The 25108-nt window shown below is 69.7% G+C and carries 30 protein-coding genes; 17 read left to right on the forward strand and 13 right to left on the reverse strand.

Features of this window, described 5'->3' with window-relative positions; translation table 11 throughout:
- Nucleotides 1-26: 26 nt before the first annotated feature.
- From E0F75_RS14000 to E0F75_RS14010, 3 genes are all read left to right on the forward strand, one after another.
- Nucleotides 27-965 carry an ATP-binding cassette domain-containing protein gene (locus E0F75_RS14000; RefSeq protein WP_187622828.1) on the forward strand — a complete coding sequence of 313 codons (939 nt, stop codon included), beginning with the start codon at nt 27-29 and terminating at the stop codon, nt 963-965.
- Nucleotides 962-1780 (forward strand): ABC transporter permease, encoded by an 819-nt coding sequence (locus tag E0F75_RS14005; protein WP_187622829.1) that lies wholly within the window; start codon nt 962-964, stop codon nt 1778-1780. The genes E0F75_RS14000 and E0F75_RS14005 overlap by 4 nt, the downstream gene beginning before the upstream one ends.
- A 75-nt stretch (nt 1781-1855) precedes the next feature.
- Nucleotides 1856-3052: a CaiB/BaiF CoA-transferase family protein gene (locus E0F75_RS14010; RefSeq protein ID WP_187622830.1), complete on the forward strand. Its 1197-nt coding sequence runs from the start codon at nt 1856-1858 to the stop codon at nt 3050-3052.
- Nucleotides 3053-3284: 232 nt separating this feature from the next.
- Here the strand turns inward: E0F75_RS14010 and E0F75_RS14015 are convergent, their stop codons facing one another.
- Nucleotides 3285-3557: a hypothetical protein gene (locus E0F75_RS14015; RefSeq protein WP_030315798.1), complete on the reverse strand. Its 273-nt coding sequence runs from the start codon at nt 3555-3557 to the stop codon at nt 3285-3287.
- 335 nt (nt 3558-3892) lie between these two features.
- Between E0F75_RS14015 and E0F75_RS14020 the strand changes: the two genes are divergently transcribed.
- Nucleotides 3893-4948, forward strand: a complete 1056-nt coding sequence (locus E0F75_RS14020; RefSeq protein ID WP_187622831.1) for a protein kinase — start codon at nt 3893-3895, stop codon at nt 4946-4948.
- On the opposite strand, the gene E0F75_RS14025 is transcribed toward E0F75_RS14020, so the two are convergent.
- A complete protein-coding gene (locus E0F75_RS14025) occupies nt 4932-5738 on the reverse strand; it encodes an SGNH/GDSL hydrolase family protein (protein WP_187622832.1) in 807 nt (268 codons plus the stop codon). The two genes, E0F75_RS14020 and E0F75_RS14025, sit on opposite strands and share 17 nt — an antisense overlap.
- 669 nt (nt 5739-6407) lie before the next feature.
- Between E0F75_RS14025 and E0F75_RS14030 the strand changes: the two genes are divergently transcribed.
- The 4 genes from E0F75_RS14030 (at nt 6408) to E0F75_RS14045 (ending at nt 10367) form a co-directional block, all read left to right on the forward strand.
- The gene (locus E0F75_RS14030) at nt 6408-7238 is read left to right on the forward strand and encodes a glycosyltransferase family 2 protein (RefSeq protein WP_187622833.1); all 831 of its coding nucleotides are present in this window, start codon (nt 6408-6410) and stop codon (nt 7236-7238) included.
- On the forward strand, nt 7235-8353 hold the full coding sequence (locus tag E0F75_RS14035) for a glycosyltransferase family 2 protein (protein WP_229312671.1): 1119 nt from the start codon (nt 7235-7237) through the stop codon (nt 8351-8353). Before E0F75_RS14030 ends, E0F75_RS14035 begins: the two co-directional genes overlap by 4 nt.
- Before the next feature lie 47 nt (nt 8354-8400).
- Nucleotides 8401-9165, forward strand: coding sequence for a polysaccharide deacetylase family protein (locus E0F75_RS14040; RefSeq protein WP_187622939.1), 765 nt, complete (start codon nt 8401-8403; stop codon nt 9163-9165).
- 92 nt (nt 9166-9257) lie between these two features.
- Nucleotides 9258-10367, forward strand: coding sequence for a DUF5925 domain-containing protein (locus tag E0F75_RS14045; protein WP_187622834.1), 1110 nt, complete (start codon nt 9258-9260; stop codon nt 10365-10367).
- Nucleotides 10368-10383: 16 nt separating this feature from the next.
- Here the strand turns inward: E0F75_RS14045 and E0F75_RS14050 are convergent, their stop codons facing one another.
- Entirely contained in the window at nt 10384-10758 is a 375-nt protein-coding gene (locus tag E0F75_RS14050; RefSeq protein ID WP_187622835.1) for a GntR family transcriptional regulator, read from the reverse strand.
- A gap of 74 nt (nt 10759-10832) precedes the next feature.
- On the opposite strand from E0F75_RS14050, the gene E0F75_RS14055 reads away from it, so the two are divergent.
- Nucleotides 10833-11756 carry a GNAT family N-acetyltransferase gene (locus E0F75_RS14055; RefSeq protein ID WP_187622836.1) on the forward strand — a complete coding sequence of 308 codons (924 nt, stop codon included), beginning with the start codon at nt 10833-10835 and terminating at the stop codon, nt 11754-11756.
- The gene (locus E0F75_RS14060) at nt 11737-12216 is read left to right on the forward strand and encodes a DUF402 domain-containing protein (protein ID WP_187622837.1); all 480 of its coding nucleotides are present in this window, start codon (nt 11737-11739) and stop codon (nt 12214-12216) included. The genes E0F75_RS14055 and E0F75_RS14060 overlap by 20 nt, the downstream gene beginning before the upstream one ends.
- Before the next feature lie 99 nt (nt 12217-12315).
- Here E0F75_RS14060 and E0F75_RS14065 read toward each other — a convergent pair whose 3' ends face one another.
- From E0F75_RS14065 to E0F75_RS14085, 5 genes are all read right to left on the reverse strand, one after another.
- A complete protein-coding gene (locus E0F75_RS14065) occupies nt 12316-12831 on the reverse strand; it encodes a DUF6299 family protein (protein ID WP_187622838.1) in 516 nt (171 codons plus the stop codon).
- Nucleotides 12832-12907: 76 nt separating this feature from the next.
- Nucleotides 12908-13369 carry a GNAT family N-acetyltransferase gene (locus E0F75_RS14070; RefSeq protein WP_187622839.1) on the reverse strand — a complete coding sequence of 154 codons (462 nt, stop codon included), beginning with the start codon at nt 13367-13369 and terminating at the stop codon, nt 12908-12910.
- A complete protein-coding gene (locus E0F75_RS14075) occupies nt 13366-14862 on the reverse strand; it encodes a tripartite tricarboxylate transporter permease (protein WP_187622840.1) in 1497 nt (498 codons plus the stop codon). The genes E0F75_RS14070 and E0F75_RS14075 overlap by 4 nt, the downstream gene beginning before the upstream one ends.
- Nucleotides 14863-14865: 3 nt before the next feature.
- A complete protein-coding gene (locus E0F75_RS14080; RefSeq protein ID WP_187622940.1) occupies nt 14866-15396 on the reverse strand; it encodes a tripartite tricarboxylate transporter TctB family protein in 531 nt (176 codons plus the stop codon).
- Nucleotides 15397-15467: 71 nt separating this feature from the next.
- Complete coding sequence (locus tag E0F75_RS14085) at nt 15468-16451, reverse strand: tripartite tricarboxylate transporter substrate binding protein (protein WP_187622841.1); 984 nt, start codon at nt 16449-16451, stop codon at nt 15468-15470.
- A 135-nt stretch (nt 16452-16586) separates the two neighbouring features.
- Between E0F75_RS14085 and E0F75_RS14090 the strand changes: the two genes are divergently transcribed.
- Nucleotides 16587-17255, forward strand: coding sequence for a response regulator (locus E0F75_RS14090; protein ID WP_187622842.1), 669 nt, complete (start codon nt 16587-16589; stop codon nt 17253-17255).
- A gap of 145 nt (nt 17256-17400) precedes the next feature.
- Here the strand turns inward: E0F75_RS14090 and E0F75_RS14095 are convergent, their stop codons facing one another.
- On the reverse strand, nt 17401-17994 hold the full coding sequence (locus E0F75_RS14095; RefSeq protein WP_187622843.1) for a site-specific integrase: 594 nt from the start codon (nt 17992-17994) through the stop codon (nt 17401-17403).
- Between E0F75_RS14095 and E0F75_RS14100 the strand changes: the two genes are divergently transcribed.
- Nucleotides 17974-18354 carry a hypothetical protein gene (locus tag E0F75_RS14100; protein WP_187622844.1) on the forward strand — a complete coding sequence of 127 codons (381 nt, stop codon included), beginning with the start codon at nt 17974-17976 and terminating at the stop codon, nt 18352-18354. The two genes, E0F75_RS14095 and E0F75_RS14100, sit on opposite strands and share 21 nt — an antisense overlap.
- Entirely contained in the window at nt 18351-18821 is a 471-nt protein-coding gene (locus E0F75_RS14105) for an NUDIX domain-containing protein (RefSeq protein ID WP_187622845.1), read from the forward strand. Before E0F75_RS14100 ends, E0F75_RS14105 begins: the two co-directional genes overlap by 4 nt.
- Here E0F75_RS14105 and E0F75_RS14110 read toward each other — a convergent pair.
- From E0F75_RS14110 to E0F75_RS14115, 4 genes are read right to left on the reverse strand one after another with little or no spacing between them, the layout of a single operon-like run.
- On the reverse strand, nt 18814-19173 hold the full coding sequence (locus E0F75_RS14110; RefSeq protein WP_206706123.1) for a metal-dependent phosphohydrolase: 360 nt from the start codon (nt 19171-19173) through the stop codon (nt 18814-18816). The two genes, E0F75_RS14105 and E0F75_RS14110, sit on opposite strands and share 8 nt — an antisense overlap.
- 3 nt (nt 19174-19176) lie before the next feature.
- Entirely contained in the window at nt 19177-19377 is a 201-nt protein-coding gene (locus E0F75_RS40715) for an HD domain-containing protein (RefSeq protein ID WP_206706124.1), read from the reverse strand.
- Nucleotides 19378-19405: 28 nt separating this feature from the next.
- On the reverse strand, nt 19406-19843 hold the full coding sequence (locus E0F75_RS40720) for a GntR family transcriptional regulator (RefSeq protein WP_187622846.1): 438 nt from the start codon (nt 19841-19843) through the stop codon (nt 19406-19408).
- 58 nt (nt 19844-19901) lie between these two features.
- Nucleotides 19902-21161 carry a hypothetical protein gene (locus E0F75_RS14115; RefSeq protein WP_187622847.1) on the reverse strand — a complete coding sequence of 420 codons (1260 nt, stop codon included), beginning with the start codon at nt 21159-21161 and terminating at the stop codon, nt 19902-19904.
- Between the two features lie 182 nt (nt 21162-21343).
- Between E0F75_RS14115 and E0F75_RS14120 the strand changes: the two genes are divergently transcribed.
- From E0F75_RS14120 to E0F75_RS14135, 4 genes are all read left to right on the forward strand, one after another.
- A complete protein-coding gene (locus E0F75_RS14120) occupies nt 21344-21559 on the forward strand; it encodes a hypothetical protein (RefSeq protein ID WP_229312672.1) in 216 nt (71 codons plus the stop codon).
- A gap of 164 nt (nt 21560-21723) precedes the next feature.
- The gene (locus E0F75_RS14125) at nt 21724-22158 is read left to right on the forward strand and encodes a hypothetical protein (protein WP_187622849.1); all 435 of its coding nucleotides are present in this window, start codon (nt 21724-21726) and stop codon (nt 22156-22158) included.
- 423 nt (nt 22159-22581) lie between these two features.
- Entirely contained in the window at nt 22582-23493 is a 912-nt protein-coding gene (locus tag E0F75_RS14130; protein WP_187622850.1) for a hypothetical protein, read from the forward strand.
- A gap of 588 nt (nt 23494-24081) precedes the next feature.
- Nucleotides 24082-25104, forward strand: coding sequence for a lytic polysaccharide monooxygenase (locus E0F75_RS14135; protein WP_187622851.1), 1023 nt, complete (start codon nt 24082-24084; stop codon nt 25102-25104).
- Nucleotides 25105-25108: the final 4 nt, after the last annotated feature.

Below are 25108 nucleotides of genomic sequence, written 5' to 3' on the forward strand. Positions count from 1 at the left end.
CGTACGTAGTGCGATATGGTCGCGCCATGACGACTACGTACGCTGTACTTAGTGAGGGTCTGCAGAAGCGGTACGGCGATGTCCACGCCCTTCGCGGCCTCGACCTCGCCGTCCCCGAGGGCTCGGTCTGCGGCGTCCTCGGCCCCAACGGCGCCGGCAAGACCACCGCCGTCCGTGTCCTGACGACCCTGGTGAGGCCCGACGCGGGCAGCGCGCTGGTGGCCGGCCACGACGTGGTGCGCGACCCGGCGGGGGTACGGAAGCGGATCGCGGTCACCGGGCAGTACGCCTCCGTCGACGGGGACCTGACCGGCGCCGAGAACCTGCGGCTCTTCGCGCGGCTGCTGCGCGCCCCGCGCGCCCGCGCCGACGAACTCCTGGATCAGTTCGGCCTCACGGCGGCCGCCGGGCGCCCCGCCCGCACCTACTCCGGCGGCATGCGGCGGCGGCTCGATCTGGCCGCGAGCCTGCTCGTACCGCCGCGGGTCCTCTTCCTCGACGAACCGACGACCGGGCTCGACCCGCACAGCCGGAACGGGATCTGGGACGCCGTACGGGGGTTGGCGTCCCGGGGCACCACGGTGCTGCTGACCACGCAGTACCTGGAGGAGGCCGACCAGCTCGCCGACGACATCGTCCTGATCGACGAGGGCCGCGTGGCCCAGCGCGGCACACCGGCCGCACTCAAGGCGCTCGTCGGCAGCTACGCCGAGGTGGTCGTCGCCGACCCCTCGGCCCTCGAAGCGGCCGCGGCCGTCCTCGACCGGCTGACCGGCTCGGCGCCGGTCCTGGACGCCGCGCGCCGCACGGTCGGCGCGGTGACCACGGACAGCACGCTCACCCTCCCCCGGATCGTCCGCGAGGTCGACGCGGCCGGGGTCCTCGTCGTCGACGCCTCGCTGCGCCCGCCCACCCTCGACGAGGTGTTCCTGCGCCTCACCGACCGTAAGGAACTCGTCGCATGAGCACCGCTCTCGCTCAGGAGCAGGGAACGCGCCCGGTGAGCACCGCTCTCCTCCACGACGGAGCGGCCGTCCTCGGCCGCCACCTCCTGCGCATCCGGCACGCGCCCGCGATCACCGTGATGACACAGACGATGCCGATCGTGTTCCTGCTGTTCTTCGGGTACGTGTTCGGCAGCGCGCTCGCCGTGCCGGGCGCCGAGTACCGGTCCCACCTGGTGCCGGGCCTGCTCGTCGCGACGGCGGCCGGGGGCCTGATGACCGGCATGTTCCAGGCCGCCCAGGACGCCCACCGAGGTGTCATGGACCGCTTCCGGACCATGCCCGTGAGCCGGTCCGCCGTCCCGCTCGGGCAGGCACTCGCCGACCTCGTGACCAGCGCCGTCGGCACCGTGCCGCTCATCCTGGTCGGGCTCGCCATGGGCTGGCGGATCGAAGGGAGCGCGCCGGAGGCCCTGGGCGCCTTCGGTCTGCTGCTTCTCTTCCGTTTCGCGACGACCTGGGTGGGCATCCTGCTCGGCCTCGCCTCGAAGAGCGAGGAGGCGGCGGGCCAGCTCGGCAGCGCCACCTTCATGCTGCCGCTGCTCTCCAACGCGTACATCCCGACCGACAACCTGCCGGGGTGGCTGCGCACGGTCGCCGAGTGGAACCCGATCTCGGCGGTCACGACGGCGGTACGGGTCCTCTTCGGCAACGCGCCCGTCCCGGCGGACGCGGCCTGGCCGGTGGCCCACCCGGTCGCCGGGGCGCTGCTCTGGTCGCTCGGCCTGATCGCCCTCTTCACCCCGCTCGCGGTCCGCCGCTACACCCGGGGCTGACGATCCTCGGCACCCACCGGGGGTGACATGTCCCCTGGTGACAAGGACCGGCCCCGCAGGGTAGGCAGGGCTTTCATGAGCACTCAGCCACTCCCCCTCGAAGGCATCACGGTCGTCGCCGTCGAGCAGGCCGTCGCCGCCCCCTTCGCCACCCGGCAGCTCGCCGACCTCGGCGCCCGCGTCGTCAAGATCGAGCGCCCCGACGGCGGGGACTTCGCCCGGGGGTACGACACGGCCGCACGGGGCCTCGCCTCCCACTTCGTGTGGTGCAACCGGGGCAAGGAGTCCGTGGCGGTCGACCTCAAAGACCCGCGCGGTCTCGCCCTCGTCCGGCGGCTGGTGACCGGCGCGGACGTCTTCGTGCAGAACCTCGCCCAGGGGGCGGCCGCCCGGCTCGGCCTCGACGCCGCCACGCTGTGCGCCACGCACCCGCGGCTGATCGCGGTGGACGTCTCCGGGTACGGGGCGGAGGGACCGTACGCGCACAAGCGGGCCTACGACATGCTCGTCCAGTGCGAGGCGGGCCTGGTCTCGGTGACCGGGACGCCGGAGCAGCCGGTCAAGTCCGGGATCCCGGCGGCGGACATCGCCGCCGGGATGTACGCCTTCTCCGGTGTCCTCGCCGCACTCGTCAGGCGCGGCACGACCGGCCGGGGCGGCCCGGTGGAGGTCTCCCTGCTCGACTCGCTCGCCGAGTGGATGGGGCACCCGTTGCATTACGGCATGCATGGGGGTACGCCCCCGGCGCGAACGGGGCTCGCGCACGCGGTGATCGCTCCGTACGACGCCTATCCGACGGCGGACGGCGGCCTCGTGCTGCTCTCCGTACAGAACGACCGGGAGTGGCGGCGGCTCGCCGAGCAGGTCCTCGGCCGGCCCGACCTCGCCGACGCCCCGGACTTCGCGACGAACACGGCGCGGGTGGCCGGGCGGGCGGCGACGGACGCGGCGGTCGCGGCGGCACTGGCCCCGCTGACGGCGCCCGAGGCGCTGGCCCGGCTCGACGCGGCGGGCATCGCCTGCGCCCGGCTCAACTCGGTCGCGGAGCTCGCGGACCATCCCCAGCTGACGGCCCGTGACCGCTGGCGGGAGGTCGAGTCGCAGGTCGGGCCGCTGCGCTCGCTGCTGCCGCCCCTCGTGTTCCCGGACGCGCCGGAACCGCGCATGGACCGGATCCCGGCCCTCGGGCAGGACACGGACGAGGTCCTCGGGGAGCTCGGGGTGCCGGAGGCGGAGGTGAAGGAGCTGAGGAGTGCGGGGGTGATCGCCTGAGGCCGTGCGGGGCCCGGCTCCGCTCGCGGGGTCGGACGCCGCTCGCGAGGTCGGACGCCGCTCGCGAGGTCGGGCGTCTCTCGCGGGGTCGGGCCCGCGGCCGGGTACGACTGAGCGCCGGACGGGCGGGGACACGTCCGGCGACGTCGCAGTCGTGCAGTCGGAGTCGTACGGGCGACCGGGCGGAAGCGGGCGGGAACCTCGGGGTTGCTCGGCCCGGTGCGCCCGGCTCCTAGTGACGCGTTCCGAAGAGGGAGCGGCGCAGGCGGCGGAGCGGGGCGAAGAGCGAGACCCGTGCGCTGCGGCTGCGGTGACCGTGCACCGGAACCTCGGGCGTACGCGACGTCAGTTCACGCATCAGCAGCGTCGCCTCGGCCACCTCCCGCTGGGGCACGGCGGGACCGCCGAGCACCGCGAGATGACGGTCGAGCCGCGAACTCGTCGCGCTGCTCCCGCAGGTGATGGCAGGCACTCGCGGCCTGCTGCGCATTGCTATCTGTTCCATGTCACTCCCCACCCGTACAAGGGCACCCGACCCAGGGCAGGTTAACCCTATCGCCCCGCGGTGACACCCGTGTATCCCGGCGACGGGATTCACGGCACTCGTACGGGGGTTGACGGTCACCGTCCGAATCCATCTGATTCCAGGGCGAGTTGGACAGGATTCGAACACCTGCCGAACCGTCACGAACCATCCTGCCCTCCGGACCCGCGTACCCGCGCACCCGGACCGGTGTGATCTCCACCACCAAGATCGTTCGAGTCGCGCGGCGCGCGGACCGGGCACCGCACCGCCGACGGACCGGGGCCGGGAGGACACCCCTCGGCTACCGTGGATCCATGACGGTGATCGCGGGTCGTTACCGGCTTCTGGACGTGCTCGCCGAAGGGGCGACGGGCACCGTCTGGCGCGCCCTGGACGAGACGGACCGCCACGAGGTGGCCCTCAAGGAACTCCGGGCCCCGGACGGGCTCGCGGCGGACGAGGTGCCCCTTCTGTACGCGCGGCGCGAGCGCGAGGCCCGGGCCGCCGCCCGGATCTCCCATCCCGCCGTCGTACGGGTCCTCGGCGTCGCCACGGAGGACGGAAGGCCCTGGGTCGTCATGAAGCTCGTCCGGGGCCTCGGCCTCGCCGAGACGCTGGAGGCGGCCGGGCCGCTGCCGCCGCGCGAGGCCGCCCGCGTCGGGGCGGAGGTCCTGGCCGGACTGCGGGCGGCGCGGGAGGCGGGCGTCCCGCACCGGGAAGTGGATCCGGAACACGTCCTCCTCGCCAACGACGGACGGATCGTCGTGACCGGCTTCGGTACGGCTCCGGAGGGCGATCCGGGGCCGGCGGCGGAGCTGCGCGCCCTGGGGAGGCTTCTCGACGCGGCGGTGTCGGCACGGCCGTCGCCGCTGCCCGCGAAGGACGACCGGGCCGGGGAGCTCCGCGCTCTCCTCGAGGGGCTGTCGAACGAGGACCCGGAGCACCCACTGACGGCGGACCGGGTCGAGCGGGAGCTGCGGCGGGTGGCGACGGGTGGGGCGCGGCCCGCGCGGGGGGAGCCGGGCCGGGCGGAGTCGGGCCGGGCCCCGGCGGAGCCGTCCGCCGCAGCCTCAGCCGCTCCGGCGGGAGGCGAGCCGAGCGGGCGGATCGGGAGCCGGCACGACAACACCCCTGCGACACACGTGAGTTCGGTGCCGGAATCCCCCCGGTCGAAGTCGCCCCGCCGCACCCACGTCCTGCTCGCCGGGCTGATCGGCGCGCTGCTCATCGCGGGAGCCCTGGCGTATCACCTGGTCCGGGACGACGAGCGAGGCGCCGGGCCCGGGCCGGGCGGTGTCACGAGCACCGCTCCGGCCGGCCCCGGCGCCACGGACGGCGCGGGCGGCGGTCCGGTTACACCGCGTTCCTGAAGCTGGGCAGGTAACCGCCGGACTGACCGGCGGCCGTCGGGTGATAGGACTCCCCGATGTTGAGCCAGTTGACGCTGTGCAGCCAGGCGGAACCGGAGCAGATCTCGTGTCCGGTGAACGCCGGGACGACGCTGGAGAAGGTGTAGCCGTGGTCGGCCGCGCGCTTGGCCACGGCGGCGTTGAGGTAGTCGGAGGCTCCGTTGATGGCGCTGCGCTCGTTCTCGCTCAGGCCTGCGACGCAGCCGCCGCCCAGCTGGTAGAAGCGCGGGTAGCCGAGGACGACCACGTGGGCGGCGGGCGCCTTGTTCCTGATCGCCGTGTAGACGGAGTCGAGCTTGCCGGGCAGCGTCGTGTCGACGTAGCTCTTGGCCTGATTCACTCGGCTGATACAGGTGGCTTCGGACTGCAGCACACAGGTCGTCATGACGTCGGCGAAACCGGCGTCATTTCCCCCGATCGTGAGGGAGACCAGGTCGGTGGCGGACGAGAGCGGACCGAGCTGATTCGCGGTCACATCACCCGTTCGGGCGCCCGAGCAGGCGGTGAACGCGAAGGAGGAGGGGGCGTTCGCGTTCTTCCACAGCACCGGATACGCCTTCGTGGAGCGCTTGCAGTCGCCGCTGGCGCTGTCGTAACTCCCCGAGCCGACACCGGAGGAGTACGAGTCACCGAGGGCCACATAGTCGAGTGCGGCGGTCTCGGCGGCCTGGGCGGCGCCCGCCCCGGTGAGGGCGAGGACGGCACCGAGCAGGAGCGAGGACGAAACGGCGGCAAAACGGGACAGTCTCATGGAACCTCCCTTTAGCAGGATCTCTGCGCTACCAGGTAGTAGCATCGGATCCGCCGCACCGGAAGTGTTCATGTCAAAACTGGGGATGAACGTCACCCGATCCTCCGTCAGCGACCGTCCAGTTCCGGCCATGAACGACAGGCGGCCGGCGAGCGATCGGAACAGGACAGGAAGCGGAGGCTCCGGTCCCGCTGAACGGTCGAACGAGAACACGACACATTCGCACAACAAAGCACAGAAGCCTGATCCCGCATCACTGTTCCCTGCACGCAAACGGATTGACCGAATCCGATCGGGACGGTTGCACATCTGACCGTCGAAGCTTCGCCAAACTACGGAAAAGCGGGCCACAGATCAGGGACTTGCCATACAGTCCCATTCATCAATACCGTCGTACATCTCACCCGCACCGATCCATCACGCAAAGCGGCTCAGGGGAGGGCTCTAGCGTCGCTGATGGTCCCGGGGCGGGGCGCGGTAGGGGGGTGCCGTGCTCGGTGTTCGAACGTGCGCCGAGTCGCGGGTACCGCGCGGCCAGACATGCCAACTCGCCGATCACGCAAGGTGATCGTTCTGTGCGGGATGGCGAGAACCCCCCTTTCGAACCGGACACACCATCGGACCGCCCAAGGGGTGGGCGGCCCACCGGACGAGAGGGAAACCAGACCCATGAGCTCGTTCCTGCGCCCATCCGTCTCGGGCCAAGAATTGACCGAGCCGAGTCGAATAGCCGCCCAGTACCGGGCCATCACCTCACATCTGGCGATCACTCCGCCGGTGAGTGTCGTCATTCCCGCGATGAACGAAGCCGAAAATCTTCCGTACGTGTTCAAGACACTGCCGGAATGGATTCACGAAGTCGTCCTCGTCGACGGAAATTCCACGGACAACACGGTGGACGTCGCCCGCGAACTCCGGCCGGACGTCAAGGTGGTCAAGCAGGTCGGCAAGGGCAAGGGCGACGCGCTGATCAGCGGGTTCGCGGCCTGCACCGGCGACATCATCGTCATGGTCGACGCGGACGGTTCGGCCGACGGCCAGGAGATCGTCTCGTACGTCTCCGCCCTCGTCGGCGGTGCCGATTTCGCCAAGGGCTCCCGTTTCGCCAACGGCGGCGGCACGGACGACATGACGACCATTCGCAGACTGGGCAACTGGGCCCTCTGCTCGCTCGTCAACCGCAAGTTCGGCGCCCGGTACACCGACCTCTGCTACGGCTACAACGCCTTCTGGCGGCACTGCCTCGACAAGATCACCCTCGACTGCACCGGCTTCGAGATCGAGACCCTCATCAACATCAGGGTCGTCACGGCCGGCCTCAAGGTCCAGGAAGTCCCGAGCCACGAATACAACCGCATCCACGGCGTCAGCAACCTCAACGCCGTGCGCGACGGCATCCGGGTCCTGAAGGTCATCCTCAAGGAGAAGGCCGTCAGCAAGGCCGCCCGCCGCCGGCCGGCCCCGTTCTCGGTCAACGTCCCCCGGGGAGAGGCGTCTTGAACGACCGCACGACCCCGCACGGCTTCTCGGTGGTGATCTGCGTCTACACGGAGGAGCGGTGGGAGGACATCCTCGCCGCCGTCGACTCCGTACGGAAGCAGTCACTGCCCGCCCTGGAGACACTGCTCGTGGTCGACCACAACGAGCGGCTCCTCTCCCGGCTGACCGAGGAGTACGCGGAACAGCGGCTCACCGAGGAGGTGCGGGTGCTCGCCAACGCGGGCCCCCGCGGCCTCTCCGCCGGCCGCAACACCGGAATCGCCGCCGCCCGCGGCGAGTTCGTGGCCTTCCTCGACGACGACGCCGTCGCCGAGCAGGACTGGCTCCACCACTTCTCGGCGGCCTACGACGACCCGCGCGTCATGGCCGTCGGCGGCCGGACACTGCCCTCCTGGGCCTCCGGCCGCCGCCCGGCCTGGTTCCCCGAGGAGTTCGACTGGGTCGTCGGCTGTACGTACCTGGGGCTGCCCCCGGGCCGCGTCCCGGTGCGCAACGTGCTCGGCGGCAACGCCTCCTTCCGTCGTACGGCCTTCGACGCGGCCGGCGGATTCGCCACCGGCATCGGGCGGGACGGCGACCGGCGGCCCCTCGGCGGGGAGGAGACCGAGCTGTGCATCCGGCTCTCCAAGGCACTGCCCGAGGCGATCCTGCTCATCGACGACCGGGCCGTCATCCACCACAAGGTGCCCCCCGTCCGCGAGCGCTTCGGCTACTTCCGTACCCGGGTCTACGCCGAGGGGCTCTCGAAGGCACTGGTCGCCCGCAGCGTCGGCGCGCAGAAGGGCCTGGAGTCCGAACGGCGATACACCACACGGGTGTTGCCCGCCGGAGTCCTGCGCGGGATGCGCGACGCACTGCGCGGGCGCTCCGGCGGCGCGGGCCGTGCCGGGGCGATCGTCACCGGGGTGACGGTCGCGGCCGGCGGCTACGCGCTGGGTACGCTGCGGGCCCGGAGGTACGGAACGACGTTCTCCTGGGGACCGATCGAGCGTCACGACGCCTCGTCGAACGGGGCCGGGGTCGGAACCGGAGCCGAGGCCGGAACCGGAACCGGAACCGGAACCGGCGAAGCGGTACGGGCAGAGGCCGGGGCCTCCGAGGGAGGGGCCCGGTGACCGACAGCGCCGACAGCACCGCCACCGCCCTGCCCGTCCCCATCCTCATGTACCACGCCGTCGACCCCGACCCCGCCCCCGCGACCCTCGGGCTCTCCGTCACCCCCGAGGCCTTCGCCGCGCAGATGGACGTGGTCGCCGAGCGGGGATTCACCCCGCTGACCACCGCCGCGCTCGCCGCCGCCTGGCGCACCGGCGGCCCGCTGCCCGCGCGGCCGCTCCTCGTCACCTTCGACGACGGGTACGAGGGCGTCCACCGGCACGCCCTCCCCGTGCTCGCCGAGCACTCCTTCGCGAGCACCGTCTTCGTCTCCACCGGCTGGCTGCGCGGCAGGCACGAGACGGGTGGCGCGCTCGACACCATGCTCGACTGGGCGCAGGTGCGGGAACTCGCCGACGCGGGCACGGAGATCGGCGGGCACAGCCACACCCACCCCCAGCTCGACCAACTCGACGCGGGACGGCTCCGGTTCGAGACGCTGCGCTGCCGGGAGATCGTCGGCGAGGAGCTCGGGACGGCGCCGGCCTCCTTCGCGTACCCGTACGGATACTCCAGCCGCCGGGTCCGTCGTACGGTCCGGGAGGCCGGCTTCACGCAGGCGCTCGCCGTCGGAAACGCGCTGGCCAGACGCCGCCAGGGGCCGTACGCCCTGGAACGGGTGACCGTGCGCCGGTCCACCGGCGTCGAGGAGTTCGTCCGGCTCGTGGAGGGGCGGGCGATCGCCCGTACCTTCGCGGTGGACCGGGTCATGACGAAGGGGTACGCGCTCGCGCGGCGCGCCCGGGGCGCGGCGCGGGGTCACTGGATCTGAGCCCCAGGTCCGGCTCCGGGGGCCGGGCGTCCGAGGAAACGTCCCGTTCAAAAGCCGGTGCACGGAATGCCCGGTTGCCCGATCATGGGCCCATGGCTGACACCCCACCGGTACCGTCCGAGCCGCAGCGGTCGCTGCCGATCCGGCTCACCCTCGACGACAGCGACTCGCCCGCGGACGTCGTGGACGCGCTGTTCCTCGGCCGCTTCGCGACCGGGGAACAGCCGCACTCGCACAGCACCACCGTGGACCGGGTCAGGCCCGAGGCGACCCTCCTTCCCGCCGGCGCCACCGTGCTGCGGGCCGCGAAGGACGACGACCGCAGCGCCGTGCTCGCCGAGGGCGAGGGGTGGACGCTGCTGATCTCCCGCTGGAACCGGGGCGCCGACGTCACCGTCACGGCCGCCGACGCCGACCTCGCCGAGCGGGTCCTGAAGGAGGCGACCGACGGGGCCAAGGACGACCCGGAACCCCAGCCGGAGAACGTGACGATGGGGTTCTGGTACGTGTCCCCGCGGCGCGGCCCGCACCGGACGACCCGGCAGATCAGCGCCGGGACCTGGGACGAGGTCCGGCCCAACTACTCGGCGCCGGTGGCCGATTCGATGGACCGGCTCATGAAGGTGACGCCCGAGTCCATCTCGGGCCGCCTCCTGCTGCTGCACGGCCCGCCCGGCACGGGCAAGACGTCCGCGCTGCGCACCCTGGCGCGCTCGTGGCGGGACTGGTGCCAGGTGGACTGCGTCCTCGATCCGGAGCGGCTCTTCAACGACGTCGGCTATCTGATGGACATCGCCATCGGGGAGGACGAGGGCACGGCGAAGGGACGCTGGCGGCTGCTGCTCCTGGAGGACTGCGACGAGCTGATCCGGGGCGAGGCGAAGCACACGGCGGGTCAGGCCCTCTCGCGGCTGCTCAACCTGACGGACGGTCTGCTCGGCCAGGGACGCAACGTCCTCGTCGGCGTCACCACCAACGAGGACCTGGAGCGGCTCCACCCGGCCGTGGTCCGGCCGGGCCGCTGCCTGGCCCGGATCGAGGTGGGACCGCTGAGCCGGGCCGAGTCCGTCGAGTGGCTCGGGCGCGCGGAGGACGTACCGCGCGAGGGCGCGACGCTGGCGGAGCTGTTCGCCCTGCGGCGCGGCACGCCCCCGGCGGAACTCCCGGAGCCCCGCACGGCGGGGGCGGGCCTGTACCTGTAGGTCCGTCGCGTCGGGGTCAGCTGTCGTAGGCCGCGCGCAGGGCCTCGCTCATCGCGGCCTCCGCCGCCTCGCGGCTGAGGCCGAGGCGGCGGGCCTCCTCGGCGTACTGGGCGGCGGCCGTGGCGGCCCGGCGGGTGGCCGCGTCGCCCGCGGCGGCGACGAAGGTGCCGTGACGCCCGCGCGTCTCGATCACCCCGTCCGCCTCCAGGGCCTTGTACGCCTTGGCGACCGTGTTCGCGGCGAGGCCCAGCTGCTCCGCGAGTCCTCGTACCGTCGGCAGCTTGTATCCGACCGGCAGTCTGCCCGACCGGGCCCGCTCCGAGATCTGGGCACGCAGTTGTTCGTACGGAGCGGTGGTGGATTCGTGGTCCACGGCGATGGTGAGTGTCACCCCGCCGATTCTGCCCCCACCCCACCGGAAAATGGGAGGCGGCGGTGCGTCCCCTGCCCGTAGCGTGCGGCACCATGACTGTGATCGTCCGTGATGTACACGCCGAGGACGCCGAGGGTTTCGCCCGCGTGCGCCGGGCGGCCCTTCCTTACATGCTCGCCACGGCCGAGCAGCTCGTCTTCGACTGGGCGCACGCCCACCCCGACAGCCACTACCGTCCGCTCGTCGCCGTGACCGAGTCCGGCGGGATCGTCGGGACCGCCCAGGTCGGCATCGCGCACGACGCGCCGCAGCCCGGGATCGGCTACGCCAACGTGTACGTGGACCCCGCGCACCTCGGGCAGGGGGCGGGGACGCTGCTGCTGCGCGCCGCCGAGGAGTACCTGGCCGAGCGGGGGGCGCGGACCCTGTACAGCTGGGCCCTGGACGCGCCGGAGAACCTCGCCTGGGCCGCGCGGCGGGGGTACTCCCCCAGCCGTTCCGCGTACTTCCTCCGGCTCGACCTCACCACCGCCGAACTGCCGCCGCTGCAGGCGCCGCCGGCCGGTGTCGAGCTGCTGACGGCCGAGGACTTCGCGGCCGATCCCCGGCCGCTCTTCGAGCTGGACGCGCTGACCTCGGCCGACGAGCCGGGCGATGTGGGGGTGGAGATGGACGACTTCGAGCACTGGCGGGCGACGACCTGGGAGCACCCCCTGCTCGACCGGGCGCTGACGACGGTCGCGGTGGTGGACGGCGTTCCGGCGGCGTTCAGCGCGGCGCAGACGGACGGTCTCGGCCGGTACAACTCGGGAATGACGGGCACCGGACCCGGCTTCCGGGGCCGCGGGCTCGCGAAGCTCGCCAAGAACACGTCGCTGCACCGGGCCCGGGCGGCGGGCTGCACGGAGGCGTTCACCGGGAACGACACCGGGAACGAGCCGATGCTGGCGATCAACAAGTGGTTCGGTTACGAGGTCGGAGCGCGGGAGGTACGGCATGTCCGGACGATCGGTTGAGGTCACGCTGACAAAGGCGGGCCGGACGAAGATCCGCTACCCGGCGGAGGTGCTCACGGAGGACGGCGCCCGGCTCTCGGTGCGTGCCCCGTGGGCGGCCGAGGGGGTACGGGACTTCGGCTTCGTGCGGTTCGAGCCGGGCGATGTCTTCGTGGAGCACTACTGGAGCGACCGCTGGTTCACGGTCAAGGAGGTGTGGTCCGCCGACGGCGCTCTCAAGGGCTGGTACTGCGACATCACCCGGCCCGCCGTGTTCGACGGCTCCGGGGTGGTGATCGAGGACCTGGACCTGGACCTGTGGGTGTCGGCGGACGGCAGCGAGGTGCTGCGGCTCGACGAGGACGAGTTCGCTGCGAGCGGGCTCACCGCCTCCGATCCGGAGGCGGCGGCGTGCGCCGTGGTCGCCCTCGACGAGCTGGAGGTACTGGGGCGTGAGGGCCTGATCGAGCTGCTGCGCTAGCGCGGAGGTGCGGCCCGACGGCCGGGGCCGGCCGGGGCCGGCGGCAAGCCCGACGACCGTGCGACCCGCCGACCCGAACGACCGTACCTCCGGACGCCGTCAGCGGAGTTCGACGGCCGCGTCCTCGGCGGCGAGGAAGCCGGGCGCCGGCAGGCCCGCCTCGCCGGCCGTGAGCTGCATCAGGGTGGCGCGCACCCTGGCCGCGCCCGGCCGGTAGGCGGGGTCCTTCACCACGGAGGTGTTGACCCACTCGTGGAGGTGGCCGTCGCAGACGGCCTGGGTGCCGCCGATCCCGGCGGAACGGTTCCCCTGGACGAGGGTGGAGCTGACGAAGACGGGGCCGGCGCTGTCGTCGAGGCAGCGGTACATGCCGGAGATCGTCACCGTGCTGTCGTCGCCGACGGTTCCGTAGCCGTAGACGGAGAGGTCGTCGGCGGCGTGGCTGTCGAGCGCCTGGCCGTTCAGGACAGGGCCGTCGAGGGCGGTGCCGTTCAGGGCGGGGCCGTCGAGGGCGGGCCCGGCGGAGAGGCCGTCGGCCCCTCCGGCGTGGGCGAGAGGGGCGACGGCGGCGGAGGCGAGCAGGACGCCTGCGGCGAGGACGAGTCGGACGCGCATGAGCGGGGTCCCTTCGGGGTGGGGGGAAGGTACTGCCCGCCAGGGATACCGGATCCAGCCACCATTTGGCCGAAACTCACCCTATTGGGGGCGAGTTGAGCAACTTTCGGTAGTGAATACGGTCGTACGGTCCGTCCACGCGCCGCTCGACGACCTCATAGCCGTACCGCTCGTAGACCTTCTGGTTCTCCCACATCATCGCGTTGGTCAGCAGCCTGACCTCCGGAAGCCCGAGCTGACGCGCCCGGGACTCCACGAAGCCGAGCAGCCGGCGGCCCAGGCCGGTGCCCTGGGCGTCGGGGTGGACGGCGACGTTGTCGAGATAGAGGTGGTCGGCCTCGGTCCTGAGGACCACGAGGCCGACCACCGGGTCACCGGCGACGAACACCCTCCCGGCGGCCACGTCCGCCGCGTGGTCCGCCTCCATCGGGGCCGGTACGAGACCGATCCGGTCGATGTAGTGGTGGTAGGCCGCGTCGGTCACGGCCTTCACCCTCGGGACGTCGGAGCTCGTCGCGCGGCGGATGTCCTGTGTCATGCCGACACGTTACGACGCCGGACGACCACCTTCCTCAGCAGCGGCCAGGCGAGCAGGAGGACGACGACCGCGTACACGGTGATCGAGAACGGCGTGTTCACCAGACCGGTCACCGAACCGTCGCTGATCTGCAGGGCGCGGCGCAGCTGCTGTTCGGCGGCCGGGCCGAGGATGACCCCGATGACGGCCGGCAGGACCGGGAGTCCGTACCTCCGCATGCCGAGTCCGATCAGGCCGATGACCAGCAGGATGACCAGGTCGAGGGCCTCGCCGCCCACCGCGTACGCGCCGACGGCGGCGAAGAAGAGGATGCCGGCGTAGAGGTACGGGCGCGGGATGCGCAGCAGCTTGGCCCAGACGGGGGCGAGCGGCAGGTTGAGCGCGAGCAGCAGCACCATGCCGACGAACAGCGAGGCGATGAGCCCCCACACCAGGTCGGGCTCCCGCTCGAAGAGCAGCGGCCCGGGCTGGATGCCGTACTGCTGGAACGCGGCCAGCATCACGGCGGCGACGGCCGTCGTCGGCAGCCCGAGGGTCAGCATCGAGACGAGCGTCCCGGCCGCCGAGGCCGAGGCCGCCGACTCGGGTCCGGCCACGCCCTCGATGGCGCCCTTGCCGAACTGCTCCTTGTGCTTCGAGAGACGCTTCTCCGTCACGTACGACAGGAAGGTCGGGATCTCCGCACCGCCGGCCGGGATCGCGCCGAACGGGAAGCCGATGAGGGGGCCGCGCAGCCAGGACTTCCAGGTGCGCTTCACGTCGTCCCCGCCCAGCCAGGGACGGCCGACCGGGATGGCCTCCCCCGCCGTGCGGCGCAGGTGCGCCGCGACCCAGAGGGCCTCGCCGATGGCGAAGAGTCCGACCGCGACGATGACGACGTCGACGCCGTCGGCGAGCTGGAGCGAACCGAAGGTGAGGCGCTGCTGCCCGGTCATCTGGTCGAGGCCGACCAGACCGATCGTGAGGCCGATGAGGAGGGAGGCGAGACCGCGGATGCGGGAGGAGCCGAGGACCGAGGTCACCGCGATGAAGGCGAGGACCATCAGGGCGAGGTAGTCGGGGGCGCCGATGTCGACGGCGAGCGCGGCGACCGTCGGGGCGAGGACGACGAGCAGGATCGTGCCGATCATGCCGCCGGCGAAGTGACCGATGGCGGCCGCGGCGAGCGCCTGCGCGCCCCGGCCCGCCTTGGCCATCGGATTGCCCTCGATGGCGGCGACGACGGCCGCGCTCTCCCCGGGGGTGTTGAGGAGGATCGAGGTGGTGGAGCCGCCGAACATCGCGCCGTAGTAGATGCCGGCGAACATGATGAACGCGCCGGTCGGTTCGAGGCCGTACGTCACCGGGAGCAGCAGGGCCACGGCCATGGCGGGGCCGATGCCGGGCAGGACGCCGATGGCGGTGCCGAGGAGCACGCCGATGGCGGCCCACAGCAGGTTCATCGGGGTGAGGGCGGTGCCGAAGCCGTCGATGAGGGAGTTCAGGGAATCCATGGGTCAGATCACTCCCATCAGCGGACCGCCGGGCAGCGGGACGCCGAGCAGCTTGTCGAAGACGACGTAGGTCAGGAGCGAGAGGGCCGCCGCGATCAGCGGGTCGCGGTGGAAGTGGCGGCTGCCGAGGGCGTACGCCGCGCCCCAGAAGAGGAGCGCTCCGGCGACGGGGAAGCCGACCGGGCCGATGAGGACGGCGAAGGCGAGGAAGACACCGGCGAGGAGCAGGACCGTGCGCCAGTCGGCGGGCTCCGTCAGGTCGACGTCCTCACCGGCCTCGGCCTCGCCGCGGCCGCCGCGCAGGACGTCGGCGGAGAGGAGGACGGCGACGACGAGCAGTCCGCAGCCGACCACGAGGGGGACGGTGGCGGGGCCGACGGGACCGCGGCCGGCGAGGTCGGCGTCGAGGGTGAGGGCGTCGGTGAGGACGAGCAAGCCGAGGACGAACAGCAGGACGCCGACGCCGAGTTCGGACCGCTCGCGCCACCAGGAGGCGAGGTTCCCCTTCCTGCTGTTCACGGATGCGGCACTCACGGACGAGGTGCTCTCGGTTTCGGCGCTTTCGGATTCGGCGCTCTCGGATTCGGCGCTTTCGGATTCGGTGCTCACAGACCGAGCTCCTTCAGTACGGAGCCGACGCGGCGGTCCTGTTCGGCGAGGAAGGTGCCGAACTCCTCGCCGGGCAGGAAGGCGTCGTTCCAGCCGTGGGTCTTCAGCGACTCGCGCCACTGCGGGGAGTCGTGCAGCTCGGTCACCAGGGTGACGAGCTTCTCGCGCTCGGCGTCGGAGAGGCCGGGCGGGGCGACGATGCCGCGCCAGTTGGTGAACTCGGTGTCGAGACCGGCCTCCCGGAGGGTGGGGGCGTCGAGGCCGGGCACGCGCTTCGGGCCGGTCACGGCGAGGAGCCGCAGCTCCCCGGCCTTGATCTGGTCGAGGTACTCGCCGACGCCGGAGACTCCGAAGGCGACCTTGTCGCCGAGGATGGAGGCGAGGAGCTCGCCGCCGCCGTCGAAGGGGACGTAGTTGACGTCCTTGGGGGCGATGCCGGCGGCCTGGGCCATCAGCATCGGGGCGAGGTGGTCGGGGCCGCCGGGCGAGGAGCCGCCGCCGACGGGCAGCTTGCCGGGGTTCTTCTTCCAGGCGGTGAGCAGCTCGTCGATGGTCTTGTACGGGGAGTCCTTGCCGACCACGACGATGTCCTGCTCCTCGGTGAGCCTGGCGATCGGGGTGGTGTCGGCGAGGGTCCTGGGGGTCTCGTTGGTGTGGACGGCGCCGACCACGCCGAGGCCCATGGACATGGCGAGGCGGCCGTTGCCGCGTTCGCCGACGAGCCGGGTGAGGCCGACGGTGCCGCCCGCGCCGGGCAGGTTGAAGACCTCGATGTCGCCGGTGAGGTCCGCCTCCTCGGCGTTCTTGGCGGCGGTGCGGGCGGTGATGTCGTAACCGCCGCCGGGGGTGTTGGGGACCATGAAACGCAGGCCGGGTATCCGGGTGCCGGTGTCGGAGCCGCTGCCGGGACTGAGCAGCGGCGGGCCCGCCAGCACCAGGAGCGCGGCCCCGAGGAGGGCGTAGGGGGTGCGCAACCGCACGTGTGCCGCCTCTCAGCTGTAGGGGAAAAGGGGATGTGAAGTGGCCCACATGTTGCCCTCGCGTTAAGAAGCTGTCTCTCTTCCGCAATCAACGGACGTTGTGGTCGTTGTGGTCGGGACCTAGCGTGGGTCGTCGTGACGAACGTGCTGGTGGTGGACGACGACTTCATGGTCGCCAAGCTGCACTGCCGCTATGTGTCGGCGGTGGCGGGCTTCACGGTGTCCGGGGTCGCGCACAGCGGCGCCGACGCCCTGCGCGCGGCCGAGCGGCTCAGGCCCGACCTGGTGCTGCTCGACGTGTTCCTGCCGGACATGGACGGCATCCAGGTGCTGCGGGAGCTGCGCGCGGCGGGCCTGGGCATGGACGCGCTCTTCATCACGGCGGCCCGGGACGTGGGCACGATCCGCGAGGCGCTGCGGGCGGGGGCGCTGCACTATCTGATCAAGCCGTTCAGCCAGGCGGCGCTGCACGAGCAGCTCCGCCATGTGGCCTCGCTGCGCAGCCGCCTCGACGAACTCGACGAGGCCCGCCAGGAGGACGTCGACCAGATCTTCGGCACCCGCCCCCGCGGCTCCCGGGAACTCCCGAAGGGCCTGGCCGCCCACACGGCCGACCTGGTCGACTCCGTCCTCCGCGCGCACCCGGAGGGCCTCTCGGCCACGGAATGCGCGGAAGCCGGCTCCCTGTCCCGGGTGAGCGCCCGCCGCTACCTGGAGTACTTCGCGGAAACGGGCCGGGCGGAGATCACCCTGCGGTACGGCGGCACGGGACGACCGGAGCGCCGCTACCGGCGACTGGGCTGACGCCTTCGGCGCCGGAGGTTCCTCAGGCGTCGCTTAGTGGTTCCGTAAGCGACTCCCGGGGCGAACCCGCTGATCGCACGCCGCTTCGACCGATCACGGAGGTGCGAGGGGAGCCAAACAGGGAGCCACGCCGCCGGAGACGGCCCTACTCCTTCGGCTCCTCGGTCCCGACGAAGATGTCATCCATCGCCTCGGCCCCTTCGGTGATGACTGGGCGAATCTGCTTCCGGTACACCTTCTCCGTGACTTGCGTGTTGCTGTGGCCGGCCACTCGGGCGATGACCTCGATCGGGATCCCGTGAGCGGAGAGAACGGAGACGAAACTCGTCCGGAGCTCCCTCGGCGTCCACGTCTTGGGGTCCTCGAACCCGGCCTCCTTGAGCAGGCTACGGAACGCTCGGCGCACAGCCTCGGCCGTGCGCTGCTGGCCACTGTCCGTGCCGAAGACGAAGCCCTCATCGCTCCAGGCGAGTCCCAGCAAGCGTCGCTGCACCTGCTGAGCCTGGCGAAGGGACCGAAGAACGGCGACGAGCTGCTGCGGCATGGCCAGCGTCCTGCGGCTCTTCCTCGTCTTGGTCTCCCCCTGGCGTCGCACGGATCGCCAGACTTCGATGTGCGGCATCGTGCCGTCCGGCACCTCCAGCTTCACGTGGTTCCACGTGAGGGGCCGTACTTCCTCGGTTCGAATGCCCAGCAACAGCGAGAGGGCCAGGTAGGCGTGGATCCAGGAACCGGGCATAGCGCTGAGAGCGCCCGGATCCTCCTTGGTGACCCGGAGAGCCCAGAGATCCAGCGTCGGGGCGAGGAGGAGGAGATCGGGGAGGGCGTCGCGTACAAAGTGCGGGAGGTCATGAAGCTCTACCGTCCTCTCTACGCACTGTCCGGCATCGAGTTTCGACTGCACCGGTCGACGCTCCACAACTCGCTGTATCGCTCCGACGACGAGTGGCTCGTGAACACTCAGGTCTACGGAGTCAGCGCACCCATGGCCCCGGTACTGCACCTGAGGAAGGTGGCAGGCGCCGAACTCGTCTCCACCTACCAGCAGAGCTTCGAGAAGGTGTGGAGCGAGGCCGTACCCATCGAAGGGCAACCATGACCCGCACGGACTACTTCGACGATCCTGCAGCCCCGAAAGCCAACTCCATCGTGCCGGCGGTGACCGCCTTCGTAGTCAACGAGGAAGGTGAGGTTCTCTTGGAACGCCGCTCGGACAACGGCCGTTGGGGCATGCCTGGGGGCGTCCAGGAGATCGGCGAAAACATCGCCGGAACCGTCAGGCGAGAGGTCTTGGAAGAGACAGGGATCTCAGTCGAAGTGATCGGCTTGGTCGGCATCTTCACCGACCCTGGCCATGTGATCGAGTTCTCTGACGGTGAGGTCCGCCAGGAGTTCTCGCTGTGCTTCCGGGCAAGGGCCATCAGCGGCGAGATCAAGGTGAGCTCGGAGTCTTTCGAAGTTCGATGGGTTCCACGGTCCGATGTCGAGTCGCTCGACATGGCGCCCACGACGAGGCTGCGCCTCGAAGAGGGCTTCCGCGAATCACCCGTCCCCCGGATCAGCTGAACCTCTCCTTGGCGGCCACGGCCCTGCGCTGCTGTACACGTTCCACTCGATTCAGCAGCTCGGGCCGCGCTGCCGAGACAGCACGGAATACGACGTGCCCAGGTCCGTACCGGTCCAGCACCTCCATCAACCGCTGAGCAGGGTCAACCAGCTGCCCCGTGGGACTGCTGGTCAGGTCGCAAAAGGTGATCGCGTCCACCAACTCATGCTCCGCCGGCCCGAACTCGTCGAGGGCCTCGGACAGCCCAAGCTCGACGGCCTCCCACGGAGAGGACGTGTGGAAGGCGACGATGCTGCACAGGCGAGGGTCAGCCCCCACCACATCCCGAAGGTACCGGGCGCCGTCGATCATGTGCTACCCCGTGTCCACGGCTTCTCGCGCATAGCCGACGTCGTGTGCGATGGCTGCTGCTGCCAGCAGTTCAGCATCTTCGCCGAGGGCTGGCGCCAGCGCCAAAGCCTGGGAGTAGACCCGCTGAGAATGAGCCCACCGATCCGGGAGGCGATCGGCAAGCAGGGACTCTGCGAGGTCATGTGCCCACTTGGCCAACTTCACGGTGCGTACCTTCCGGATTCGTCTCGATTCACGGTGCCGAGCTAACGAACCGCCCAACGCCGTGCTGGGCTCTCACATACCCGGCTGTCTCCAGCTCGCGTACGGCGCGCCGCACGGTGCCTCGGGACACGCCATAGGCTTCCGCCAGCTCCGCCTCGCTGGGCAGGCGGGCACCAACTGGGAGTGTTCCCTCGCGCATGCGCTTCTGAAGGTCCAACATGATCTGCTCGTATGGCGCCACCTTGCTTGACGCCGCCACCTGCCGTCCGACACCCGGAACCGTTGCGATGTCGCCCGACTCTTCCAAGGCGCGCAGGGCTCGCCGGACGGTCGTACGGGCTACGCCGAACTCCCGCCCGATCTCCGCCTCGGAAGGCAGGCCGTCACCGTAGGCCCCCTCAGCGATTCGCGCACGCAGAGCCTCCGAGACCACGAGATAGGTCCCACGCGGACTTGCTTGAGACACACTTACCTCCTGTGACAGTCAGCCCCGGACAGCTTCTCAAGCTTCCCACGAGCGCTGCTCACGACGCCGCTGCGGGGGCCGCCTCGTAGTGGCTTTTGCCAGGCAGGTCGCCCCGCAGAGCCATTTGAAGGAGGTTCCGGGCGACATTCTTCATTCTTTGAACCATCTGATGAGAGAATTCAATCTCCGTCGACTTCTCAAAGAAGCTGAACGCAAACGCTCCAGGCGAGCTTTCTCCGCCATAAAGGCGCCCAGTATGAACGGTCTTCGACCTGCTGGAGTAGACACGATTAAGCTCCTCCGCTTCGTCAGGACTCAGCACCAGCTTGAGCGTCTCTCGGAATTTCGCCCCAATGTTCAGATGCCCCTTACATCCCGGACAGCGCTGCTCATGGAAAAGGCTCAGAGAAATCGCCTCGACCACGGCCACGAAGGAAACGAGGGCCAGGCTATCGTGCTCATCCTGGACCCGAACCCCTTCCATGTACATTCCAATGGCAGCATCCAGTCTCTTCTGCCTCTTCAGCCGCTGCCACGCACCGTTAATCCAGTCCGGCACTTCGAGTACGTCTACTGTTGAAACAGAACGAGACTCCCCATGCATTGACTCCGACATCCACGGAGAAACGTCCGGAGCGTACCGCTCACCCAACTCCAACGGTGCTGCCGCTTCTCTCACATCAACGAAGAATCCCCAAGCCACAGACAACAGCCCTACCAGGCGGTTGAGATTCTCCGCCGCATCCTTTTGCACGTGCTGCCAGTCGTAGCCGGAGCTGCGACCTCGCACAAGGATCGGTACAGAGTCATAGATCTTCCATGAGCTCAACGAGGCATTAACACGCCATGGCTCACGGAAAATGCGCTCCGTGGAGGAGAACCGGATCTCGGCTATATCGCACGGGTCCCCCATCTTAACGACCCGGTCCCCCATCTTTGAGGGCAACGTGCCGATTATGGCAGTCCATTCGTGCACCTTATGTGGCTCTCTTAGCCCCTCGAGTGCCTCAGAGACGGCCGCCGTCCACACGGTTACGTCCAGTTCAGCCTCAGCCTCCCCCGTTCCACATATCCACAAATTCACAACGCTTTCAGTTTTAGGTAGAATCAGCAGCCGCGTATCGAGTTGCCCCTCCCCTGCCCCGACACGCAGCTCAATGAATTCGCCAATATCCCCTCCCCGACGCAACCCGAACCCAGCACACCCCCGCACATCGGCAAAGTATTTGTGAATACGCTGAACCCACTCGTCTCCCTTTCTTGCCCAATCGATCTCGAATTCTCCGAGAGATTTGCTCCATCTGAAGTCCACAGCCATACCCTCTCTTCTTCAAAAGGGCTGCCATCCTGGCAGCCGAGGCAGCATCTCGCAGCCTATTTTGGGGTGTTGAGCCATCTCGCGACGGCCGGGAGAGCTCCGGCAAGTGACGGTGCGGGCCCACCATCGAGCAGATCGACCGCGGTGGCGGACATGAAGCAGGGCCGCGTCCTGGAGGCCGAGTGCTGGTGAGCCGCGCGAGGAGGATGCTGGAGCGGGTACCGGACGGTTCCTACGGGGCCACGACGGTCAGCAGGAAGCCGAACACCTCCGTACTCGATCAGCGGGCCGCCCGGAAGCTCCTCGACGCCGAGGGCCTGGCCGTGGCTCTGATGGAGCGGGCGCCCACGATCGATATCACGCTTAATCCGGAAGCGGAGGCAGTTTACGAGGACTGACCCGTCGCTGTTGCGGACCTCAGTACCTTCGTCTCGGCGCGGGACTTCCATCTTTCAGACATGCTCGCGGGGCTGGATGCCCGCCTCGCCGCCATCTGCTGACGCCGCACCGCCCAACGTCTCGGCTGGCGAAGCTGGCCGGGGCTTCTTTCTTGGAGGTACTCATGGCTGAGTTGCAAGAGGTCATCGCATACCTGGCTCACGGAGACGCGAAAACCGAGAACTGGAAGTTCGCCGTCGTCGTCCACCCGTGGTGGGAGGGGAAGACGAAGAAGCCCGTCCGCGGACTGGACTACAGCGAGATTCTCGTAGCCGACCCGGAAACCGGAACGATCCGCTTCGCCAGGCACCACTCCCGGCCCCTCATGGGCGGGTGGCACGACCGTGTCATGAGCGGCGGGCCACGTCAGAACCTTCACGGAGGCGCCGCTGGGAATCTTGATTGGGAAGCCGCCCGCGAGCACATCATTCAGGCCGCTCCCGCTGATTTCGACTACGAAAATGACTGCGTGGCCTGGTTCGATAAACTTCCCGCCGCCGAGGAATTTGCCATGATCTTGCGAGAAATATTGAACCACTTCGTGACGACTTCCGAGTGACCTGATCCATCGGACAGCACCGCTCCCTGCGGGAGCGTCGTTCCTAGTAAATGCACAAGTCAGGCTATTTTCGCGGTGCACTGCCTCCGGTGCCGGCGGCAGGCGCTATCCGCCAACCCTGGCTCCAACATGAGCAACATCGGGGCACGACCGGAGCAAGAGCGACGCAGGAGCAAGCGCATGGCTCAGTCCGACAGGCGCATGGGCCCGGCAGTGCCAGCGCTGTGGACCTCGTACTGCTCTTGCTCCTTGCAGAGGGCTCCTTGCACTCCGCCGAATTTGGGCCGGTCAGAAGCGTGGACAGCGTGGGGGATGCCGTCCCGCTTCTCCCTGCCTGCAGGCGCGACGGGTCTTCGGCAGTGCGGCTGTGCGGTCCTCGATACTGTGCAGCGGACTCATGATGCACACGAGGGGAAGCCGTTCATGCCCGATCTCAGCACCTTCATATCCGAGGGCTTCGGTTCGGTGGCGACCGCAGTGGTGTCCCTTCTGGCAATCCCGGGCGTCATCATCGCCGGCCACATCCAGGGCAAGAACGCCCGCCTGGCGGGGGAGGCGCAGGCCAAGGCAGCCCTCGAAGCGGCGAAGGAACAGGCCCACCTCTCCTACCGCGCCGCCCTCGACAGCGCCAAGGAGGTCTCCCGAGAGAACCACGCCCAGTGGCAGCGAGACCGGTGCCAGGAGGTCTGGGCGGACTACGTGAAAGAACTTGACCTGTTGTTGCCGAAGGTAGCAGCCAACGACCAGGAAGCCCGGTCCGATGACTTGCTGAAGGCGTACGCCATGGTGGAGCTACTGAGCCCGCCAAGCGTCTTGACCAAGGCCAGCGAGGCAAGGGACGGGGGGCTGGACTTCACGACGGCGCTGTACCTAGAACACATGGAGCGCAACAACTACATCAGGTTGGCCCGGGCGAGGCGACGACTGGAGGGAGCTGTGACGGCAGCGTCACGGCTGTCTCGAGCTCCAGGAGACAGCTTCGTCGAGCAGGTTCAGATTTCTGCCGATGAGTGGGATTACGTGGGACCGGAATCCCACTCGGAGTGGGAGGACATGTCGGAGAGGTTCGAGCAAGGCGAGACCGCTCGTGCTGCCCTTGAGGCGCTGGACGAAGCGGCACAGGCACTCGGAGACGAAGCGGCAGAGAACCGAGCCTGTGAGGCCCTTATGGCCGCTGCCTTGAGCGAATCGGAAGCCGCTTCGCTGAGCCGTACTGCATGCGTGGACCGTGAAGCACAGGTTGAAAGGCTGGCACAGAAGCGGGTGGCGTTGAGGGGTCTTAGGGACGCATTCGTCGCGGAGGCTCGCAAGGAGCTGGACGCCCTGGGAGCGTAGTCCCCCTGGCCAACGTCGTTCCCGTCTGCTTGTGTCTCCGTCCACGAGACAGGTCAACCGCCTGGAAGCCTGGGCATCAGAGCTAAGGACTGTCCCCTGACTCTGGAAACTGCTTGCTGGTGTTCGGTTCACCTCCTCATCCGGGATCCCGTTGAAGCCGCGGGCCGGGGCGGAACCGGACAAGCCGATCCGGCTTCGGTAACCCGTCAGCCTCTGCCCCGCGTCACGGGACGATGCTTAACCTTGCGCGGTCCGATTTCCTGGTCGCTGTGTTGGATGTCGGCGGGCTCCAAGAGGGACTGCCGAAGCCATATCGCCGCTCCCTGTGTGGCTCCCCAGGAGAGCCACACAGGGAGCCACCGCCCACGACATCCAGCGAACGCAGACGAACGCCCACGACCCAACACAGCCTGGTGGCCCAGCGCTTGGGGGCCCTGCGGCAGGCGCTCCCTCAGCCCACTCTTAGTGGTTCCTTAAAGCGGTCCTAAGGATCGTCTTCTCCGGCTCTCCAGCGGGTCTTTCACGGATTCGGGCGGCTAGTTTTCTGGGCATCCCCCCACCTCACCCTCGTGAAGGAGCTGTCCCCCCATGACTTCTCGCCGTACCGCCGCCGTCACCGCCACCGCGGTTCTGGCTCTCTCCGGGCTCGCCTCCGGGCCCGCGTTCGCGCACGGGTCGATGACCGATCCGGTGAGCCGGGTCTCGGCCTGTTACGCGGAGGGGCCCGAGTCGCCGAAGTCGGCGGCGTGCAAGGCGGCCGTGGCGGCGAGCGGGACGCAGGCGTTCTACGACTGGAACGCGGTGAACATCGCCAACGCCGCCGGGAAGCACCGTGAGCTGATCGCGGACGGCAAGCTGTGCAGCGCGGGGAACGACAAGTACCGGGGGCTCGACCTCGCGCGGGCCGACTGGCCGGCGAGCCCGATGGCCTCCGGGGCGCACACCTTCCGTTACAAGGGGACCGCGCCGCACCGGGGCTCGTTCGCGCTGTACGTGACGAAGGACGGGTACGACCCGTCGAAGCCGCTGAAGTGGTCGGACCTGGAGGACAAGCCGTTCGCCACGGTGACCGACCCGCGGATGGAGAGCGGCGACTACGTCTTCCAGGGCACGGTGCCGAACAAGTCCGGCCGCCACCTGATCTACTCGATCTGGCAGCGCTCCGACTCCCCCGAGGCCTTCTACACCTGCTCGGACGTGGTGTTCGGGAAGGACAGCGGCGGCGGTACGGCCCCGGCGCCGACCGCCTCCGCGCCGAGCGACGAGCAGATCGAGGACGGTCAGGACGAGTCCTCGGTCGAGCACGGCGGGCACGGGGACGGTGACGCCTCCACGGGTGCGGAGGAGACCGCGGCCGCCCCCGAGCCGAGCCGGGAGGCGAGTCACGGGGCGGGCCACGAGACGCAGCCCGCTCCGTCCGCCGAGGCCTCCTCCGCCGCGCCCAACGAGCCCGCTCCCGCCGCCGGTTCGGACTCCGGCTCCGGTGAGGTGCTCGCCGAGACCGGTGGCGACGCCACCACCCCGTATCTCGCGGTCGGTGGCGCCGCCGTGCTCGCGATCGGCGCGGCCGTGCTCTTCGGGTCGACGCGCCGGCGGCGTACCCAGGGCTAGGAGG

Source organism: Streptomyces sp. CB02980 (genome assembly GCF_014451325.2).
Classification (GTDB): Bacteria; Actinomycetota; Actinomycetes; order Streptomycetales; family Streptomycetaceae; genus Streptomyces.